Annotated in this window: 15 protein-coding genes, 1 pseudogene and 1 CRISPR repeat array; of the genes and pseudogenes, 11 read left to right on the forward strand and 5 right to left on the reverse strand. The window is 52.8% G+C overall.

Features of this window, described 5'->3' with window-relative positions; translation table 11 throughout:
- Window positions 1–6 precede the first annotated feature (6 nt).
- Both PYK22_RS17210 and PYK22_RS07050 read left to right on the forward strand, forming a co-directional pair.
- Entirely contained in the window at window positions 7–1,353 is a 1,347-nt protein-coding gene (locus PYK22_RS17210; protein ID WP_083437675.1) for a DUF3854 domain-containing protein, read from the forward strand.
- A 711-nt stretch (window positions 1,354–2,064) separates the two neighbouring features.
- On the forward strand, window positions 2,065–2,454 hold the full coding sequence (locus tag PYK22_RS07050) for a hypothetical protein (RefSeq protein WP_041975427.1): 390 nt from the start codon (window positions 2,065–2,067) through the stop codon (window positions 2,452–2,454).
- 212 nt (window positions 2,455–2,666) lie between these two features.
- Window positions 2,667–4,294: direct repeats of the CRISPR family, unit length 36 nt; unit sequence GTCTCAACTTCCAAGCCGTTGAGCAGGCTTTGTTAC.
- A 350-nt stretch (window positions 4,295–4,644) separates the two neighbouring features.
- Here the strand turns inward: PYK22_RS07050 and PYK22_RS07055 are convergent.
- Both PYK22_RS07055 and tnpA read right to left on the reverse strand, forming a co-directional pair.
- Window positions 4,645–5,847: an RNA-guided endonuclease InsQ/TnpB family protein gene (locus PYK22_RS07055; RefSeq protein WP_041975428.1), complete on the reverse strand. Its 1,203-nt coding sequence runs from the start codon at window positions 5,845–5,847 to the stop codon at window positions 4,645–4,647.
- Complete coding sequence (gene tnpA, locus PYK22_RS07060) at window positions 5,848–6,264, reverse strand: IS200/IS605 family transposase (protein WP_456238929.1); 417 nt, start codon at window positions 6,262–6,264, stop codon at window positions 5,848–5,850.
- Window positions 6,265–7,867: 1,603 nt separating this feature from the next.
- Here tnpA and PYK22_RS07065 point away from each other — a divergent pair.
- Window positions 7,868–8,981: pseudogene (locus PYK22_RS07065) on the forward strand (IS256 family transposase).
- A gap of 355 nt (window positions 8,982–9,336) precedes the next feature.
- Here the strand turns inward: PYK22_RS07065 and PYK22_RS07070 are convergent.
- Window positions 9,337–9,615, reverse strand: coding sequence for a hypothetical protein (locus PYK22_RS07070; RefSeq protein ID WP_041975430.1), 279 nt, complete (start codon window positions 9,613–9,615; stop codon window positions 9,337–9,339).
- On the opposite strand from PYK22_RS07070, the gene PYK22_RS17730 reads away from it, so the two are divergent.
- The 7 genes from PYK22_RS17730 (at window position 9,602) to PYK22_RS07115 (ending at window position 15,594) form a co-directional block, all read left to right on the forward strand.
- A complete protein-coding gene (locus PYK22_RS17730; RefSeq protein WP_041975432.1) occupies window positions 9,602–9,823 on the forward strand; it encodes a hypothetical protein in 222 nt (73 codons plus the stop codon). The two genes, PYK22_RS07070 and PYK22_RS17730, sit on opposite strands and share 14 nt — an antisense overlap.
- Window positions 9,824–10,125: 302 nt before the next feature.
- Entirely contained in the window at window positions 10,126–10,443 is a 318-nt protein-coding gene (locus PYK22_RS07080; protein ID WP_157770728.1) for an RHS repeat domain-containing protein, read from the forward strand.
- A gap of 4 nt (window positions 10,444–10,447) precedes the next feature.
- A complete protein-coding gene (locus PYK22_RS07085; RefSeq protein ID WP_041975435.1) occupies window positions 10,448–11,458 on the forward strand; it encodes an RHS repeat-associated core domain-containing protein in 1,011 nt (336 codons plus the stop codon).
- Window positions 11,459–12,313: 855 nt separating this feature from the next.
- On the forward strand, window positions 12,314–12,676 hold the full coding sequence (locus tag PYK22_RS17535; RefSeq protein WP_157770729.1) for a hypothetical protein: 363 nt from the start codon (window positions 12,314–12,316) through the stop codon (window positions 12,674–12,676).
- 33 nt (window positions 12,677–12,709) lie between these two features.
- Window positions 12,710–13,261: a hypothetical protein gene (locus tag PYK22_RS07100; RefSeq protein ID WP_157770730.1), complete on the forward strand. Its 552-nt coding sequence runs from the start codon at window positions 12,710–12,712 to the stop codon at window positions 13,259–13,261.
- Window positions 13,262–13,461: 200 nt separating this feature from the next.
- A complete protein-coding gene (locus PYK22_RS07105) occupies window positions 13,462–13,923 on the forward strand; it encodes an RHS repeat domain-containing protein (protein WP_041975444.1) in 462 nt (153 codons plus the stop codon).
- Between the two features lie 780 nt (window positions 13,924–14,703).
- Window positions 14,704–15,594, forward strand: a complete 891-nt coding sequence (locus PYK22_RS07115) for a WD40/YVTN/BNR-like repeat-containing protein (RefSeq protein ID WP_157770731.1) — start codon at window positions 14,704–14,706, stop codon at window positions 15,592–15,594.
- Between the two features lie 1,162 nt (window positions 15,595–16,756).
- On the opposite strand, the gene PYK22_RS07135 is transcribed toward PYK22_RS07115, so the two are convergent.
- Both PYK22_RS07135 and PYK22_RS07140 read right to left on the reverse strand, forming a co-directional pair.
- Window positions 16,757–17,152, reverse strand: a complete 396-nt coding sequence (locus tag PYK22_RS07135; RefSeq protein WP_041975455.1) for a HEPN domain-containing protein — start codon at window positions 17,150–17,152, stop codon at window positions 16,757–16,759.
- The gene (locus PYK22_RS07140) at window positions 17,149–17,496 is read right to left on the reverse strand and encodes a nucleotidyltransferase domain-containing protein (RefSeq protein ID WP_083437676.1); all 348 of its coding nucleotides are present in this window, start codon (window positions 17,494–17,496) and stop codon (window positions 17,149–17,151) included. Before PYK22_RS07140 ends, PYK22_RS07135 begins: the two co-directional genes overlap by 4 nt.
- Window positions 17,497–17,973: 477 nt before the next feature.
- Between PYK22_RS07140 and PYK22_RS07145 the strand changes: the two genes are divergently transcribed.
- Window positions 17,974–18,324: an RHS repeat protein gene (locus tag PYK22_RS07145; RefSeq protein WP_157770732.1), complete on the forward strand. Its 351-nt coding sequence runs from the start codon at window positions 17,974–17,976 to the stop codon at window positions 18,322–18,324.
- Window positions 18,325–18,356: the final 32 nt, after the last annotated feature.

Genomic DNA, 18,356 nt, shown 5'->3' on the forward strand with positions numbered 1-18,356 from the left:
GTTGTTATGCGTCGCTCGAAATTTGTCAAAGGTGGCAAAGTATTCTACCGCGTCAATAAACTGCGGCGGTGCCTTATCTGCAACTCACCTACCGGGTGCTTCTATACGGAAGATGAGAGCCTGAGTTATTGCTGTCGTCGAACGGAAGAGTTCGCCGGTAATGCCCGCCGCATCCGTATTACCGCAACCGGCCTCGGCGTCTATAGTCACGAAGGAGCTACGTGGCTTCACGCTATGAAGTTGATAAAAAATTACCCTCAACCTTCACAAAGAAAGGAAGAGGACTTCCTAGATGAAGCCCCGTCTATAGATCCTGCGATTATATCGGCTGCTTACAATATATTGATCGGTATTAGCCCAGCCACACACTTTCCAGAACTCATTGCCGCTGACGACGGATTGAACGCACGACGCCTCGGCGAAGTTTCCGATATGTACGGAGCGCTGCCCGGTACCCTCGATCGCCGGATCGATCTGGTCGATCAAGTAAGCGCACGGTTGCAGACTATCTTCCCTCAACGCGACCCTTCTAGAATGGTCGCCGGGATTCCCGGATTCTGGTTCGATAAACACCGTGGGAAGTGGATCATCGGCCCTCTCCAAGAATACAAAGGAGCACGCCTGCTCGTCCCCTTCCGAAACATCGAGGGCGATGTCCTCGCCATGCAAATACGCACTAACAAACATGAACGCTTGCAAAACCCCGAACTCCCACATTACTTCTGGTTGTCAAGCCCGAATTATCCGGAAGGAGCAAGAGTGTGTCGTGCTCCTATTCACTCGACGCATTTCCTCGCACAACGCTTAGGATATGACTCCCAACAAGGTACAGCACTGTTGCTTACCGAAGGTGCCCTCAAAGCCGATACCGTTACTTGTATCAGTCAAGGGAGACTGCGCGCTGTCGCCAATAGTGGTGTCAGCGCTTCCCACACTGAATTGGTCACCGCCGCAGTCCAATTTCAACGCGAACATAATGGCCCTGTTTACGTCGCGTTTGATATGGATGCCAAAGAAAACAGAATGGTCGCCTTGGCAATTGCAAGGTTGATCGCCGCCCTGGCGCTCGCCGCCATTGAACCCATCATCCTCGGTTGGGATCACGGCAAAGGCATTGACGACGCTCTCATCGGACACGGCAACATATACACCCTCCAAGTGGATGAGTGGTTCAAACAACTTCCTGAAGAGTTGGCCAAACAAGCCGTTGAACATTACCGCCAAACCATCGATCTGCACCGTCAAGCAGAAGCTTCCCTCGAAAAAGTCGAAGATTCTATCTCGATGGTCGAACTCGATCAAGTCAAAGATCGAGATGTGCTCGATCTTAAGGAACTAGACAAGCTTCATTGACGTTGTCCGTCGGTGGGAACTATGGACCTTTATATCCTCGACCGCCACAAATATGTTCGCCCACAAGTTTCCGCACCACATTTTTGGTGTGTGGCCCTTGCTTCGCACGCTGCGTGGAAACAAGTCGCACGCCTCTCTCGTAACGCTACCACTGTTACCTGTTCGGACCTCTTCCCTAAAGAGTCCGCTGTGATTATCAGTCCGCGAGCGTACTTGCCGAATTCAATGACAAGTGGCATCACTGAAGATGTACTCCATCAAATACTCTTGGAAAATTACCCACCACAATCAGTTATAGTTGATGTGGATGATCCCACACTGTGGCTCAATTGGTTGACACGCTACCTCCCACAAGCTAAGGTCACACTCATCCCACGACGATAAAGCGAAAAAGCCGCGGAATGCCGCGGACTTTTTCCGTCTTCTCCCACACCCTCTGCTTCTTCCAAATTGAGGGTACTCGCCTCTCGCCCCTTACCGCTTCCTCCGCCCACCCTGAAACATACAGTCCCACACAATGTCCTCTCTTTCCCTAAAAGCTATTCGCCTACCGACCACTTCCAAGAGATTGAAATCCTTTCCTCAAACCCCCTCGCTGATGAGTCCCTACGCCAAGCCCTCTCTCCGTGGTTTGCTCATGCTTTCTGGCTCGATCCGTTGGCCTGCACTGAAAGCCCCGCGGCGTGGCGTAACCACCCAACCGCATCTCCTATGCAACATCCTTCTTGGACCTGCTTCGATCCCATTGATCTCATCGTTGATCAAAACGCCCTTGATCAAATCGATGGACTGCTCTTCAACGCCCCTCTCTGGATCGATTTCCTGCGCCTTGATCCTACTTCAGTCTCCGAGTTTAAACGCCTTGCCGCTCTGCTTGAACTCGCCGCCGCTAACCTCCCAACCAATTCACGCCTCTGCCTCGTCGGATGGCACGCTGCTTTTCAACGCATCGCCCCACAAACAGGTTTCGTCAGAGAAGCTTGTTTTGTTGTCTACCCACCTGATCAACCTGCTTGTATCGTCGCCATCGGACGTAAAGTCTGGCATCAACAATCTCTCCCACATATCGCCCTCTTTATCCGTTCCTCTTCCACGCTCTGATTCCGCGCCCTGCAAGGTTGCTTTCTACCCACAAACCAAAACGACCTATAGGTAAACACGTAGGAAGAAGGTCAAAATGAAAAATCGGTGTTTCGAGTGAGATTCCCGAACGCGAATCGTCAGCAGAGTCGTTCGATTGACGTCGTGGATAAATGTCTATGCTTTCAAAAACGGTGGTGATCGAAGAGTCGTTGGAGCACCCGGTCGCTCGTGTCTCAACTTCCAAGCCGTTGAGCAGGCTTTGTTACGTAATAGCGCGAGCGCTTGACGCTCATTTAATCGCGAGAGTCTCAACTTCCAAGCCGTTGAGCAGGCTTTGTTACGCGATCTGCTTTTCGTGTTATGTCGCGCACGTCATGTCTCAACTTCCAAGCCGTTGAGCAGGCTTTGTTACGCGGGTTCATCCGTGGACGGCAAGTGCGGGTAATACTGTCTCAACTTCCAAGCCGTTGAGCAGGCTTTGTTACATGCGCGGGCGATCCGTTCAGGATCGAAATCCTCTTCGTCTCAACTTCCAAGCCGTTGAGCAGGCTTTGTTACTCTCACGCGGAACAAAGTGCATGCACCGCGTGGGGGTCTCAACTTCCAAGCCGTTAAGCAGGCTTTGTTACGTCGAACGGCGCGCGCTCGATGCGCTCACACGCGGGTCTCAACTTCCAAGCCGTTGAGCAGGCTTTGTTACCAATTGCACGCGCGGACTGAGCAACATCGGACACGGCGTCTCAACTTCCAAGCCGTTGAGCAGGCTTTGTTACCGCTAGAACGCCGCGATCCAAGAAACGACGACGGGGTCTCAACTTCCAAGCCGTTGAGCAGGCTTTGTTACCAGGCGCGCGGCGTTGGGCAAAACCCGGTCACGAATGTCTCAACTTCCAAGCCGTTGAGCAGGCTTTGTTACATGAAGAGTGCGTGATCTCATACGCCGACCGCGCCGGGTCTCAACTTCCAAGCCGTTGAGCAGGCTTTGTTACCCCCCACCGACACTCGAAACCGGCGCGCAAGAGAGTCTCAACTTCCAAGCCGTTGAGCAGGCTTTGTTACCAGACATGTCGCAGTATCGGCTGCAATTGAGAGTGCAAGTCTCAACTTCCAAGCCGTTGAGCAGGCTTTGTTACCTCCTCGATTCTCTCGACTTCATTCACAAACACAAGTGTCTCAACTTCCAAGCCGTTGAGCAGGCTTTGTTACGATACCGGATCTGGGCAATGATGAGTCGGTGGGCACAGTCTCAACTTCCAAGCCGTTGAGCAGGCTTTGTTACCAGGAAAAAGCCGGTTAGACCGAGCGCCGAACCGACGTCTCAACTTCCAAGCCGTTGAGCAGGCTTTGTTACTCAAACGCGCCAGTTTCGGCTTGCAGGTTATGCCGCTGTCTCAACTTCCAAGCCGTTGAGCAGGCTTTGTTACGATCGCGGTTTAGTTCTGATCCGTTCAGCCAAGCGCGGTCTCAACTTCCAAGCCGTTGAGCAGGCTTTGTTACCTTGGAGTTGCTTTGTACGCCCCAAAAGAGAAGAAGTCTCAACTTCCAAGCCGTTGAGCAGGCTTTGTTACTCGAGCGCATTGGCGCCGCCAGCGCGATCGTAGATGTCTCAACTTCCAAGCCGTTGAGCAGGCTTTGTTACAGTTCGTCCGCCTGCAAGGGCGGCTCGTCTTGTACGCCGTCTCAACTTCCAAGCCGTTGAGCAGGCTTTGTTACTTCATGGTCTTGGGGTTGGCGACCACGGTCTACAAACGTCTCAACTTCCAAGCCGTTGAGCAGGCTTTGTTACGGCCCAGTTACCGCAGAATTTAACGGCGGAGACGATGTCTCAACTTCCAAGCCGTTGAGCAGGCTTTGTTACAGCATAACCAGAACCACCTTTCTGGTCAAGAGTTTGGTGCGCTCCTTGCGAGCGGTTCGATACTGTCTGAATTGCGTTGTTGGTTGCAACCGTTCCATCATCCCGTCGAACTATGCTAACTTTCTAGTTCTCAAAGATTTTCTCAGTTGCGAGCGCTTTACGACGGCGCTTGTACTCCAAAACCTGTTGACTGTAATCAAACAAAAGGCTCGTGCGCGTCTGTTGCGTGCCTCACTCACCAAAACAATCCTGTACAACTTTTACTCTTCTATGCTGACTAAGTTCTTTCAGGGTTGGCCAAACTGAAAGAAAAGAACTGAAAAAGGCTGAAATCATTGACACTCCCACGGCTAAAGCCGGTGGGATTCTTGGTTCAACGAGGACTGCCCGCCATGTGCAGGTCTTACGCCCTCTTCCCAAGCGTTTAGCGTCTCCGTGTGCCCCACGGCGACGGGGATATGTCGCATCCCTTCGGCCCGGATGTTCTGGGCCGCGTTCAGGTCTCGGTCATGCACCGCCCCACACTCGCATGTCCAAACCCTCTCTGAGAGGGCAAGGTTTTGGTTGATGGCTCCGCCCTCTCGACAGAGCTTGCTGCTGGGAAAGAAGCGGTCAATCACCACAAGGTGCTTTCCATACCAGACCGCTTTGTACGTCAACTGCCGCCTAAACTCACCCAAGGCCGCGTCCAGAACCGAGAGGGAAAGCTTGGTTTTCGCCATCCCCTTCAAGTTCAAGTCCTCGATGCACAGCCCGTCGTAGCGGGTTACGAGCCCGGTGGTCAGCTTGTGCAGCCAGTCCTGCCGCTGGTGGCGGACCCTAGCGTGTAACTTGCTGAGTCGCTTTCTGGCCTTCTCGCGGTTCCTGCTTCCTTTCTGTTTACGCGACAGCGCCCGCTGTGCCCGGCGTAGTTTGGCAAGCCCCTTGCGGTAGAACCGGGGCGGGGCGATTCGCGTACCATCCGAAAGCACCGCGAAATCCTTCAGCCCGAGGTCAATCCCCACCACTCGCTCAGGGTTGGCCGAGGGAAGCGGCACGTCAGGCATCTCGAACTCAGCCGTCAGGCTGACGTACCAATGACCCGCGCCGTCTCGCTTGAAGGTGGCCCCTTTGATGGGGCAATCAACGGGCTGGCTCTGGCGAAGCCTGACCCAACCGACCTTGGGAACATAGACTTTGGAGTCTTCGACTTTGACCCGCTGGGGGATGCGAAAGCGAGGCTCATCCCGCTTCTTGCTCTTGAAGCGGGGAAAGCTGGCCCGCTTGCTGAAGAAGGCTCGGAAAGCTCGGTCAAGGTCTTTCAGGGCTTGTTGCAAGAGTTGGCTATCCGCTTCTCTGAGCCAGGCCATCTCCGGCTGCTTCTTCAAAGCGGTGAGTTCGGTGGCCTGTTGGTTGTAGGTCAGCCCCTTCCCGGTGGCTGCATACGCTTCCTTACGCCGTGCAAGGCCCCAGTTCCACACGAACCGCCTAGCCCCCGCCATGCGCAACAACGCCTCAGCTTGGGTTTGGGTGGGTTCCATGCGGAAGCGGTAGACTTTGCGGTGTACGGCCATTCAGTCCCTCGTCTTCTGAGCAGCAATGTACTGCTCGATGGTCTTGCTACTCACCATCCTCGCCGTGCTCACGAAGTACGAGCGCGTCCACAACGCAGGCAGTCGGATGAGGTGGGGAAACTCCCGACGCAGCACGTGCGAGGTGTAGCCCTTCAGGCGGTGGGCAATCTGATTGGGAGCAACGTTGGGGTCTACCGAGATGAACAGATGTACGTGGTCGGGCATGATTTCCAGGGCAATGATTTCCCACCCAAGCTCAGCGGCTTTCGCTCTGAGCAAAACCTCCAAGCGCTCGGCCAACGGCCCGACCAGAATCTTGCGGCGGCGCTTTGGCACGAACACGAAGTGGTAGCGAAGCAGCGAGACGGAGGTGTTCTTGTGTTTGTAGGCTGTAGACACTAGCACAGTATAACACATCAGCCACACGCCAGCGAAGACACGAACGCGTCCAGGTCCGGACGCATGTCTTCGGGTCGCTGTTATGTCCGCCGGGGGCGGACGTGGGGGAGTCCATGTATCCCATCCCTGAAGGGATGGGTTTTATAGCTCCCCCAAACCCCCTCGCTTTTATAACGCACGCAAACGGTGGATCAACCCGCAAGGGAAAGTCTTGCCGTTGCCACCTTACAAAGAGACTATCCAGTATGTTCAGCGCATTGTGGCACTGTGGCAACAACGTGACTTCGATATACGCCCCGTCACGAAGATTCGTAAACGTGCACGCTCAATGCGTGGTCTCGTTGCCAGCAACACTCAACAAACTGTCAACGAACCGCAAAGTGCGGAACCAATGCAACTGACAAAGTCGATCCGTGTGCCTTGAACGCCGTGGAGGTAAGCGAACAAGATGTCTGGATTAGCGAGGATTAATTTTGTTATTTCTCCCCTTACAAAGGGGATCTCAAACGCACCCCAAACTCCCAACTCGCCCCATCCTTGTGTGTAGAGTGTATGTCAAATCAAAATACAACCATAACGAAAACAAAGTTTTTTGGTGTTACAAAAATCTACACCAGATCGTGTGAAACCTGTAAGTCCTCTATCCACCGTTTTTACAGCGTACTACAGACGCCGTTTCATCCGCAAAAAAAAAATTTGTTTCGCGTTAAATAGTGACTCTAAAGGACTTACAATCCGTACTACAAAATGTACTACATTTTCGAACTTGCCGTACTACACGGAAGCCATTGAACCTATTGGAGTTACAGCATTTGTATGACAAAAGACCCTTGAAAACGCCATCTGCACCTATAAGTCTTTTATTTTCAGCATTTAACTCTTTGATCTGAATTTCCGATATACAGAATCTTGTGACAACACCGGGATGCGCTATTTTATAATATTGTTTCACAAGCCGTTTATGGAATCGTCAGGATCATAACACGCGATACATAAGCGATATAAATAGATCAACAAAACAACAAAGTTATCGAAACCGCATTATTTTGATACGCAACCACTCAGAAACGATGGAGAGAGCTTTTACGACGGAGCTTTTTAGAGAAGTTTTTCAAAGAGATTCATGGAGGCGTTTCTTGAGAGACCACTTTTTCAAATGAGGCGAGAAGTCGCTGAGCACCGTCCGGCCTGCACTACTAGTCTTGAGTGGCCATTTGCTCCAGATCTCCAGATAAGGGGAGGCAAAAAATTTTGCGTGCAAATTTTTTGCCTAGGGCTAGATTATCTATATATGCTTTTCCATCAGTGGTTTATGTGAAGCGAAGGTGTATAAGTGAGGTGGGGTGCAAAAATTTTTGCATGCAAGAATTTTTGCTCGGTTCTTAATTCAGCGGTTACAAATCCCGATAGGCACTTATCTGAAGGGTAGTCTAAGAGGAGAGCAGGGCGGTCGGGGCGGGGACATTTGAAGGATCTTAGGCGTAAGCGAAAGTTGAGTCCTTACCCCCTCATCATTGTGTAGAAACGGGATGGACTTAAAGGCAAAATAAAATGAGCCATCCCGGGCCCTTTTCGGTAGAATGAGAATTAGCCACACCACATTCACCAGTAAGGATCCGAGATGGCTCAATTCCAGATCCCCCTAAACGACGATCTCTTGCACGGGTTGTTTCAGGGAGACGGCGGAGTAGCCCGGCTGTTAGAAGCGGTCCAGGTCACCGAGCAGCTTCAAGCGGCTCCTTACGAGAGGACGGAGCAACGCCAGGGTTACCGAAGCGGTGCCTAACCGCATACTCTCACCACTCGGGTGGGGCGCTTGACCCTCCGAGTGCCCCGCATTCGCGGCGGATCGTTTTCGACTGAGCTCTTCCTGCGCTATCAGCCCAGTGAACAAGATTTGGTGCTGGCACTCATGGAGATGGTCATCCAAGGGGACTCCACGCGCAAGATCGCCCAGATCACTGAGGAACTGCGGCGGCACGGAGTTCTCCAAGTCCACGGTCTCGGCCCTGTGCAAGCGTCTGGATGCGGTGGTGCAGGCATGGAATGAGCGTCCCTTGAGCGAGCATCGGTATCCCTTTGTTCTGGCAGATGCCCTGGTCCTCAAGGTCCGGGAAGACGGTCGGGCGCGTTCTCACAGTGCCATGATTGCCACCGGCATCAACGACAAAGGGCGCCGCGAAATTCTCGGCGTGATGGATAGCGAGTCCGCGACTGGCTGGCAGGCGTTCTTTTCGCGGCTCAAAGAACGCGGTCTGGCAGGAGTGGACGTGGCGGTCTCCGACAGCCACAGCGGCCTGGTGAAGGCCCTTCTAGCTCATTTTTCGGGTTGCACGTGACAGCGGTTTCAGACGCACTTTATGCGGAACTTGCTGGATGGCGCGCCGAAATCCCTGCAGGCCGAGGTGTATCAGCGGGGGCGGGCCATTTTGGACGCGCCGGATCTAGAAACGGCTCGGCTGTTGCTCAACTAGGTACTTCAAGATTGGGCCGACAAGGCTCCCAATCGGCGGCGGCTTCGGACGACGAACGGCGCGGAGCGCTTGAACGAGGAGATTCGTCGGCGGGAGCGGGTGATCCGGATTTTTCCCAACCGGGAGTCAGCGTTGCGCCTGCTGGGGGCTCTGCTGATGGAAATGGACGAGAAATGGACGACGGGCCACCGCTACCTGGACATGCGAGAGTATTGGGTTTGGCGTGAGACCCAACAGTCCGCGATGAAGCGCTTGGTGTAGCTCTTTCTACCGGAGAGTGATGTTACACACAAATATGGACTTGATCGGCTTCCGTCACCGTCCAGATCAGAATCGACTCGTCGAATACTTCGCGTACGGTGAGATGTTGCGGCACTACCAGTAAACCGGCTCTCTGCTGACCGCCAATGAACTCGGCAAACTGTTGCGGCATCCGTTGTCTGATCATGTGTGACCAGCAGACGCCCGGCTTGCGCCGCTATCTCCAGCCCTTCGAGATTGATTAGATCACGAAGCCCTGCCGCACTGGCCGTCCGGGAGTCAATCTGTGGCGCGCGCCGCACCGTCGCCGTGACAATGATCTCGTTCAGATCGGCATCGGCTTGATAGCGAACTTTCATCGCACGCTGGTTTCAAGCTTCCGCCGCGCTTCGGCTAAACGCTGATAGAACATCGGATCTGCATCGCGAGCCGCTTGGCGCTTCGCTGTGTATTCAGCTCGGCGTCGTTCCAAGTAAGCATCGATCTCGGTTTGATGAGCCAAATAAAATGTCAATGCACCGTAGACGTGCTCAAGCGTCAAGACGGGAAAGCTCTGCGCGATCGATTCTGCCGACTGCCCATTCCAGTAAGCATATTTCAAGGTTAGGGGAGCGACGATGATGAAAGAGTACATTGAACAGCGCGATGGGACATATTGGGTCGCAGGCAGCCGCGTTTCGCTCGATTCGCTCGTTACCGTTCGTTATGCCATCAACAAGGGACAAAGGACATCTCGATCCATTGCCCAGTTCGGTAAATCGAATTATGTGCGGCTATCTCCAAGAGAGAAGATAAGCGACAGTTACGTCCGAGTGATCGATTTGTTCGCCGCTTTCGATTAATTGAAGAATCAGCATTATAGATCTCCGAAAGGAGAGTTTATCAAGAAGGCGAGCAGCGTTCGACCGCGAACTTTCCTTAGATGTCTTTCGAACGTACCTTGATAGCAAGGCGATGAGCGATGGTGGCGAAGGGGATCAAGCGAGGCGGATGCGTGCGACGCGAGCTAGAAGCGTCGCAGAAGTAAAGCGAGCGACATATAATCACCGCAATCAACCGTGGTGTGATTGCAGGTGTGGAGGCGGCGGGGAACGTCGGCTTCTGGTATGACGAGTGTGATAATCGGGTGTGGATGGAGGACGGGATGGGGCGAGTGGATTACGAGTACGATGTGCTGGGGCGGTTGGTGGCCGAGACGCGGTATTTCAGCGAGCTGAACGGGAGTTACACGTTGCAGTACGGCTACGATCTAGCAGGGGAATTGACGTCGATTACTAACCCGTGGGGAGTGGTAGTGGGTTACAGTCGGGATCAGGCTGGGCAAGTGGTGGCTGAGGTGAGGAACTGGGGATATGGCTGGAGTTGGAGCAGGGGGTATGTCTATTGGCCTGGTGGGGAGTTGCTGGCGATTCAAGCCGGGGGAGTGAAGTGGGTGCACCGAGATCCAGTGGTGAAGAGGTGAGCGGTTGACGGACGAAGCGGGGAATGTGGTGGCGGTGGTGGAGTTGGATCCGTGGGGCGGAGAGACGGACAGAAGTGTGAACCAGAGGCAGCAACCGTACCTGTACACGAGTTACGAGCGGGATGGGGACGGGGTGGATCAGGCGCTGATGAGGAGCTACCATGGGTGGTGGACGCGGTTCAACGAGCCGGATCCATGGGAAGGGAGTTATGACCTGACGGATCCGCAATCGTTCAACCGGTACACTTATGTGCAGAACGATCCGGTGAACTTCACCGATCCGAGTGGGTTATTGCGGGTTGCGGTGGTGGTCAACTGTCGGACGAACTGGGTGTGGAAGGAGCACGTGGAGGGAGGTGGCGATTGGTACGACAAGGGCGAGGTGTGCGAGTTGATGGTGATCGAGGTCGGTGGTGGTGAGATTGGCGGCGGCGGAGGCGGCACTCCTGGTAGACCAGATGAGATTAACTTCTTCAAAGCGCCGCCACTCTATGAAGAATGTGCCAAGCACATTTCTGGTGTTCCGCTACCGTCAGCTCAAGCTACAGCGGCTATCCTTGCCACATCGTGTTTAGAGGGTGTTGATCCGACACTCTTGGCCGCGACATGGTTACTAGAATCTAGCTTTGACTTCGCTCCCATGAGCAATCCGAACGATTACACCCCAGGTAATCAGGACGTTGGGCCTATGCAGATTAATTATCGAACATGGGCGGGCTCGTCGCTTTTGAACGGGTTGGGAGTGAACAACATCTTTGGGTCGGTGACGGGACTAACAGTCGGATCTCAGTTCTTCGATGGTGATCCGACAGCGAATCTACGCGCTGGAGCACGCATCTTGAAGAGCTATGAAGGCGCGGGACGTGCTAATGCAGCTGGATATTACCGCACTGGTCGAGGTGGGTTCTTGAAAGGGCCTAAAGGTCGCGCTGAGTTCAATGCCCGCCGAAATCTCTTCAACAAGATAGCACCTGCTTTTGATAACTTCTTCAAATGTTTGCGAGGTGGCAAGTAAGGGATAAGTTCACATGCACCAAGAGAATTTCGCGAGGTTATGGTCAGTGTTCGGATTGTTGTTGATAACGGCCGCCTGTTCTGTCGTCGAGAGGGGCACGAATGCATCCTCGTCACAAATCCCTTCGGCGTTTGTGCGACAAAAGGAAAATCCTTCGCATAAGGGTTCGATTCGTGCTATTGACTTTCGTAATTTTACCTATCCTTGGGTGGTGGAGTTGGTTGATCCTGCTAAGCCTAACGAGACTTTTACTTTGCGGAATGGAGAGCGACCTGAGACTCGGGACGAGAGAGGTTTTGTCAATGAGATGGGGATTTTCTTGCAAAACATCAGTTACGCTGATGTTACAGGCGATGGGGAGGAAGAGGCCATAATCGTTCTTAGTGTTTTAACTGGAGGTTCTGCAATACCGCATTGCGTGTACATCTACACGTTGCAGGATGATAATCCCAAGCTTCTATGGGCGTTTTCGACTGGGGATCGCGCTGATGGTGGACTGCGGTGTGTATACGCTGATCGAGGCGAACTTGTTGTGGAGTTGTATGGGAGAGGGAGAGTGGTCGGGAAGCAGGCGAAGTCACTAGAAGATCAGATAGGTTTATGTTGTCCGAAGTTCTTCACTCGCACGCGATATCGTTGGCAAGGTCGAGCTTTTCAGCAGGTGGGAGAAGCGGTTACCCTGCCACAAAATCACGGCTCACCGCTTGTGACATGTCCTTGAATCATCAGAGTGAAGACGGTTGTCATAGTGTGTCATAGTGGCGGAGGGAAAACGGGGCCAACCTTGCTGGATGCCAGACATTAGCCACGCGCAGAGCACTGAATTTATAGCATAAGCGCTACGCCAGAGGGCAGGTGCGCTACAGCAACTTGCAACTGCGAGAGCACGCAGAGCAAGGATTGATGCGCTTTGGCTTTGGTGGCAGACAATGGTTTAGTAATGCTAACAACAATGACTTTCTCCTTCAACCAGGAGAGTTGGTTGAGCGACTAGGATTGAGATGTCCGCCTATATCTACCACTGAAATGTCACCAGGCGCCGAGCTGAGTTTGATTGGAGGAGGTGGTGGGAATGACAGTATCGGCAGTGGCTTTGGTGGGGGTTATCCGTGGTGGTGGTATTCGCTGTGGGCGTTTGTTGCTTGGGTTAGTTCAATCGGGGAGGAGGACGGGCATGTGGAAGTCATCGGTTTCAAACCGGAGAAGATCGTCGAGTAGGGGGATGTGATGCTGGCTTTTGGAAGGAATCTGTTGAGCATCGTTTTGTTGCTGATAATCGTAGCCCCATCCGCTTCGCCGCAACGTCGCGCGTCGCAACGTGCTAGGGATTGCACGTTTGCGCAGGATCTGCGTTACGTTAAAGAGGCCAAGGACAGAGCGCAACTTGCAGTGGATTACGAGCGCGTCGCAAAGTTCAAGCTGGCATCACGCAAGACGACTTATCGTTTTGGTGAGATGATCAGCGTTGACTTAGCGATTTTGAATGTGGACTCGAATCCGATCTTCTTGATGATTCCTTCGTCCGTTGTCGTCAGGTTATTGGCTTATGATGCCAACGGCAAGGAAGTGAGAGTCGGAGAGTACTTTGTATATCAACTTGGGATCAGCGCTGAGATGTATGAACTAGTTGAGCCAGATGGGTTGGTGACCGGCTCTTTGAATCTACTCATAGGTTGTGACGAGCGCGATGCCTTTGTAAAAGCAGCTTCAGAACTCACCAATAAGATAGTAGAAAGCCGGCCAGTATCTGACTTTAGACTACTGAATTACGAGAGGTTTGAGCGCAACTTGTTCATTACCTAGGGTGATGCTTGTTTGAGCATCCCTCGTCCTGGTACATACAGCATCATGGCGGAAATAAGGAACGAGCACGTAGTTGGATCACCTTGTGAGCCAGGTGTAAGGACTGCGGTAGGTACGATTCGGAGTACGCCATTGAAGATCAGTGTGATTGAATAGAGTGATTCATGGCGTGAGTGATAGACCGCTGACGATCCAGGGAGATGTCCTTTGTGGGGATCTCTATAGGGAAAAGTTCGAGGCGGACGTGCCAGCGGTTGACGGACGAGGCGGGGAATGTGGTGGCGGTGGTGGAGTTGGATCCGTGGGGCGGGGAGACAGAGAGGAGCGAGAACCCACGGTATCATCCGTATGTGTATGGGGAGTATGAGCGGGATGGGAATTGGAGCGATCAGGCGCAGCGGAGGGTGTATCACGGGTGGTATTCGCGGTTCTATCAGCCGGATCCGTGGGATGGGAGTTACGATCTGACGGATCCGCAGTCGTTCGACCGGTGCACTTATGTGCAGAACGATCCGGTGAACTTCACCGATCCGAGTGGGTTGTTTGCGCTAAACAGGGAATACTTCGAGGCGATGGAGGCGTTGTGGGAGTTATGGATGTTCGGGATGCAAATGAACCAGCGGTTGATGCAGCCGTTAGCAATCAAATCCCACGCCATGTGATGTTAGGATTCCTGATGATTCAAATCTCCGTGCAGCCATTGGTACGATATTAGGTGAGGCCACCCCACGAAGTTACATAGGCATGCGCCAGTACAGGGATGGTGACACTTACGGGCGACCGACTGGCGAAGTCATCACTGAAGAAAATCTTTATACGGAGGCAGTCCTGATGGCCAGTGTCATTGTGAATCGGGCCAATAGGAGCGGGCAGTCATTACAAGATGTCGTTTCTGCCAGAGGGCAGTTCCTCGGGTACAGCAGAGGGATGAACATCCTCAACTCTGGCAACTTTGGCGTTAATGGGAGTGCTGAATGCGAGAGACTCCGCACTGCCGTGAGGGCGGTTAGTGAAGTGCTTCAAAATGGGGTCGTCAACGATTCAATCTTTAACTGGCGGGGAGTAATGCAAGAGAGGCTAGTCAGAAAAGGAGGTAGAATGATTATTCAGAGATTCATTCGGAGGCAAGGCAATGCTATACGCGCCGCATATACGGATTTCTTTTGATCATTTCTTTTGATCTAGGAGGCGCAATCATGGGCGGACGAAGATTTGACAAGGGGGGCGGTCGGTCCGGACCTTGTTTTGTTTTAGTTATACTAATAGTCTGTTTGTCACTAACAACTTCGAGACCGATATCTACATCCTTCCAGTCAAGGATACGAAAGGTCAGCGGACTCCCCCAACCCCGCAGTGATGGTCGCCACTTAATACAATTCACGGATACGCAGGAGGGATGGCTTGCCGATAACAAGAATCTGTGGCGGACGACGGATGGGGGAATGAGCTGGAAGCTGGTTTACTCGATTAGCCAACGTTCTCTCAACTCAATAATGGGTTTTCAGTTTGTCGATTCCCGCAACGGTTTTCTCAGGACATCAGGCTGGCTTCTCAAAACTGAGGATGGCGGGTGTACTTGGAGACGACTTCATACGCCTTTTGATTTTCCTCAGGATCAGCTACTAGATCTCAGCTTTTTGGCAGGTGGCAAGGTAGGGTGGGTTGTTGGTGGGATCTATCGCCCGATCACGCGCAAAGAGTTGGAGCAACATCCCTATCCCAATTATGCAATAGGCACTTTGCCGAACGATACAGAGGCTGTACTTGAAGGAGTTGTTTTTCACACGGATGATGGCGGTAGGACTTGGCATGAGCAAATTCGCACTCGTGATGTGCACATATTTTTAGGTCTCAGTTTCTTGGATGCAAGGCATGGCGTTGTGCTCGGCGATCTAGACGTCTTCTACACGAGAGATGGTGGTCGATCTTGGCACCCTATTGAGTTCAGGGATGATTGTGTCGATCAGAACTTCATGACTGTCTTCGAGGAGCATCCAGTGGATGTATATTTTGTCGGTTCTGGTACAGGCTGGGTAAGTTACACAGGCGGATATATGGCTAAGAGTGAAGATGGGGGGCAGACATGGTGTGACCTGCTACATCTGGGAGGAACTTGGCCTAACTCTTCTGATAATTTCTTCCAGAAGATTCGCTTCATTAATCAGAAACATGGCTTTGGGTTAGATGTTGATGGCGCTTTGTATGAGACAAGGGATGGTGGAGCAACTTGGGTTAAGATCAACGCAAACATAAGGTTTGAGGATATCTACCTTTTCGATGCTAATCACATATGGGCGGTCGCTGACGAAGGTTTGTTCCGCATTGTGCCTTAACGTAAGTTTTGTAGGAGGCTGAAGCTCAAAGCAGGCGACGGAGATGCAACGCATGGCCGAAGTGCCTCTTTGTGAATCGGGGCTGCCGTATGCGCGCCGGTCACTCAGCAAATTGAGCGCGTATTTGATCAAACAGCGCGTGGTCAAAACGATCAGCCGTGAGCACTTGGCGCAAGTGCTCAAAGGCGGGTGGCTTCTTGTACCGTGTCCAACGCAAGATCATCAGCCAAAATTCCCAGCGGCAGTTGATCTTGAGCCATCTGCGGGCTGTGCAGCGGCATCTGCCCAAGAACGATGTTCTGTGGTTCTTCGATGTCCGATCGATCCCTGTCAAAGCGTATGGGGGCGTCGCTTCACCTCCGCTAAGCGGTTAGTCTTGGCACGCCACCAAAAGACGAGAGGCTGGTGTTATCTCTTTCTGTTCTATGATGTCGGCAGCAACGAAGCCCATTAGGCCTTCTTCCCAGGGAAGAGTTCTCTCTTCGTCTGTCGGTTCATGCGCCAGATACGATGCCGGCATCAAAATCAAGGCGTGTAGATGGCCTTGAATCGAGATCAGGCCCGTCACTGTAAGTCACGTCAGACCCGGCGCGTGATGCGAGGACGCAAGCCGCATTTGATCAGCTTGCCCAAAGTCAGCTCGGACGACAACCCGGTGGAAACGATCTTCAGTGATATTCAACATATGATTTTGGACAACAGTGATGATGCTGGAACTCGCGCCACGCAATGCTGCCGTAGTGCTCATCTGCGCGGACGCAATCGGTGCGACGATCGCTCTATCCAGATCACCTATCTTGGCAATATCCACAAGCATCAGTGGACAAATTCTCACATCAATTACTGGATGCTATGTTTAAGGAAAAGGCGTTGTTGTGCAACAGCTAATCATTTGATACTCAGACGGTTTAATCGCCTCGGGACTGAGTCGCGAGGGTTAGAGCGAGGGCGCGCTTGGTATGCGCTGCAAGCTGTCTGAGCCAGGGCGGTTCTCGTCCGGGTAGGTGGCTCGTTCAGCCAGCATCGGGGCATCGTCGGGGTTGGCCACGGACGGTAGATTGGCGATCTCGCCGTTTTGTCTTACCAGTTGCGTCACGAGTCTTACCAATGAGTCGATCACTTTGCTTGATCACGACAAGTCTTGATAAAGCGGGCGAAGATTCTACTCGCTGCTGCTCTTCTTTGATAAGTAGGTTTCTGCAGCTTGGATGAATTCGGCAGCCCAGTGGCAGATGTCTTCCGCCTTTTCCTTGGGGACAGGTGTTCCTATCTCGTAATCACCGACATTTCGAATGCGATAGGCATCGAGCAACAGGCGATGGAACTTGGGATCGAGCACTCCGGTCTTAGCATACTCCCTGCCGAATGCTGCGATGACGGCCGCGTGTTTGCTGTACGAGTGACCCAAGGCGAGCAAGAGCGCTTCAGCGACGTAAAACATTGCATAGTAACCTCGCGAAGCGGCGAAATCATCGTATCCTTCCCGCAGAAGAGTCTGAGCGGCGGCGAGGCTCGCTTTCGCTTTCTCCAGAAGTGCGCGGATCTCTGTTTGGCTCATAGTCTTATCCCCTCGCGCCGGACGTTCATCAGGAAAGGATTGTTGCGCGATTCGAAATCGCGCCGGGTCACAAACGTGGTCGATAGCACCACATCATATTTTAGACTAAGTTCTGCGGAGTCTTTAGAGGTCAGATCGAGCATTTCTGCATAATCGAATGGCTCTTTCATCACACACAACACGTCGATATCAGATCCTTCCGTCGCGTCTCCACGGGCCTGCGAGCCGTAAAGGACAATCGAATCTAGTTTGTCCCCGAGAAGTTCGACAAGGCGCAGCTGGTACTCAACCAGGATCCCTTGCAGACGAGCGTCCAAAATCATGTCGTTAGTGCTTACCAGCATGGTTGGCGTTTCACCTGTTCGTGTTCTTGTCTTACTTTACTTTGGCGCATGAGTATCATCGTCTCCGAACCACTAGAGCAAATAGCTTGGGAAGTTGGCCAGTGCCTTCGCGCTTTCTCGACATTGATTTAGAGACCGCCACCTTTGCGATCTTGCGTTAAAAGCTGCGGCTGAACTCATCTCGCCATGATCGATCTATAGCAGTCGAGAGCTAGACACTTTCTAGAATCCTATGTATCACCTGCTTCGGCACTAAATCAAGCTGATGATAACTCAGTCGTGCGGTGGACCGCACATCTGAGGTCTGGCTGACGAAGTTTCGTGGCAGGTTTTACACGACTCTTCCGGAAGCGTTCGAGTGCTTAAACTTAGACCGACATGATCGATGCGGTTAGTCATCGAGTGGCGTGATAGGTAGTGCTGACGCATGTTTTCTGATATGACGAGGCAGGGAATCGGGTGTGGATGGAGGACGGGATGGGGCGAGTGGATTACGAGTACGATGTGTTGGGGCGGTTGGTGGCGGAGACGCGGTATTTCAATGAGTTAGGGCAATCTTACAGGCTCACGTACCAGTACGATTTAGCAGGGGAGTTGACGCAGGTGACGAATCCGTGGGGTGTGGTGGTAGGCTACACCAGAGATCAGACCGGCCAGGTGACGGCCATCACCGGAGCCGGTTATGCTGGGGTGACTGTATATGCGCAGGGGATCAGGTATCGAGCCTTTGGGGCGGTGAAGCAGGTGACGTATGGCAACGGGCGACAACAGAGCGTCGCGTATGACAACAGGCTTCGTGTGAGCAGATGGGAAGTGGTTGGGTGTTAGGGTGGAGTATGGGTATGATGATTTTGGTGAGC

This window comes from Pyrinomonas methylaliphatogenes (assembly GCF_000820845.2).
Taxonomy (GTDB): Bacteria; Acidobacteriota; Blastocatellia; order Pyrinomonadales; family Pyrinomonadaceae; genus Pyrinomonas; species Pyrinomonas methylaliphatogenes.

Excerpts from the sequence above, each read along its gene's own strand:
- PYK22_RS17210 (WP_083437675.1), top strand. The coding sequence starts at position 7 with ATGCGTCGCTCGAAATTTGTCAAAGGTGGCAAAGTATTCTACCGCGTC.
- PYK22_RS07050 (WP_041975427.1), top strand. The coding sequence starts at position 2,065 with ATGCAACATCCTTCTTGGACCTGCTTCGATCCCATTGATCTCATCGTT.
- PYK22_RS07055 (WP_041975428.1), bottom strand. The coding sequence starts at position 5,847 with ATGGCCGTACACCGCAAAGTCTACCGCTTCCGCATGGAACCCACCCAA.
- tnpA (WP_456238929.1), bottom strand. The coding sequence starts at position 6,264 with ATGTGTTATACTGTGCTAGTGTCTACAGCCTACAAACACAAGAACACC.
- PYK22_RS17730 (WP_041975432.1), top strand. The coding sequence starts at position 9,602 with ATGAAAGAGTACATTGAACAGCGCGATGGGACATATTGGGTCGCAGGC.
- PYK22_RS07070 (WP_041975430.1), bottom strand. The coding sequence starts at position 9,615 with ATGTACTCTTTCATCATCGTCGCTCCCCTAACCTTGAAATATGCTTAC.
- PYK22_RS07080 (WP_157770728.1), top strand. The coding sequence starts at position 10,126 with ATGGGGCGAGTGGATTACGAGTACGATGTGCTGGGGCGGTTGGTGGCC.
- PYK22_RS07105 (WP_041975444.1), top strand. The coding sequence starts at position 13,462 with ATGTCCTTTGTGGGGATCTCTATAGGGAAAAGTTCGAGGCGGACGTGC.
- PYK22_RS07115 (WP_157770731.1), top strand. The coding sequence starts at position 14,704 with ATGAGCTGGAAGCTGGTTTACTCGATTAGCCAACGTTCTCTCAACTCA.
- PYK22_RS07135 (WP_041975455.1), bottom strand. The coding sequence starts at position 17,152 with ATGAGCCAAACAGAGATCCGCGCACTTCTGGAGAAAGCGAAAGCGAGC.
- PYK22_RS07140 (WP_083437676.1), bottom strand. The coding sequence starts at position 17,496 with ATGCTGGTAAGCACTAACGACATGATTTTGGACGCTCGTCTGCAAGGG.
- PYK22_RS07145 (WP_157770732.1), top strand. The coding sequence starts at position 17,974 with ATGGGGCGAGTGGATTACGAGTACGATGTGTTGGGGCGGTTGGTGGCG.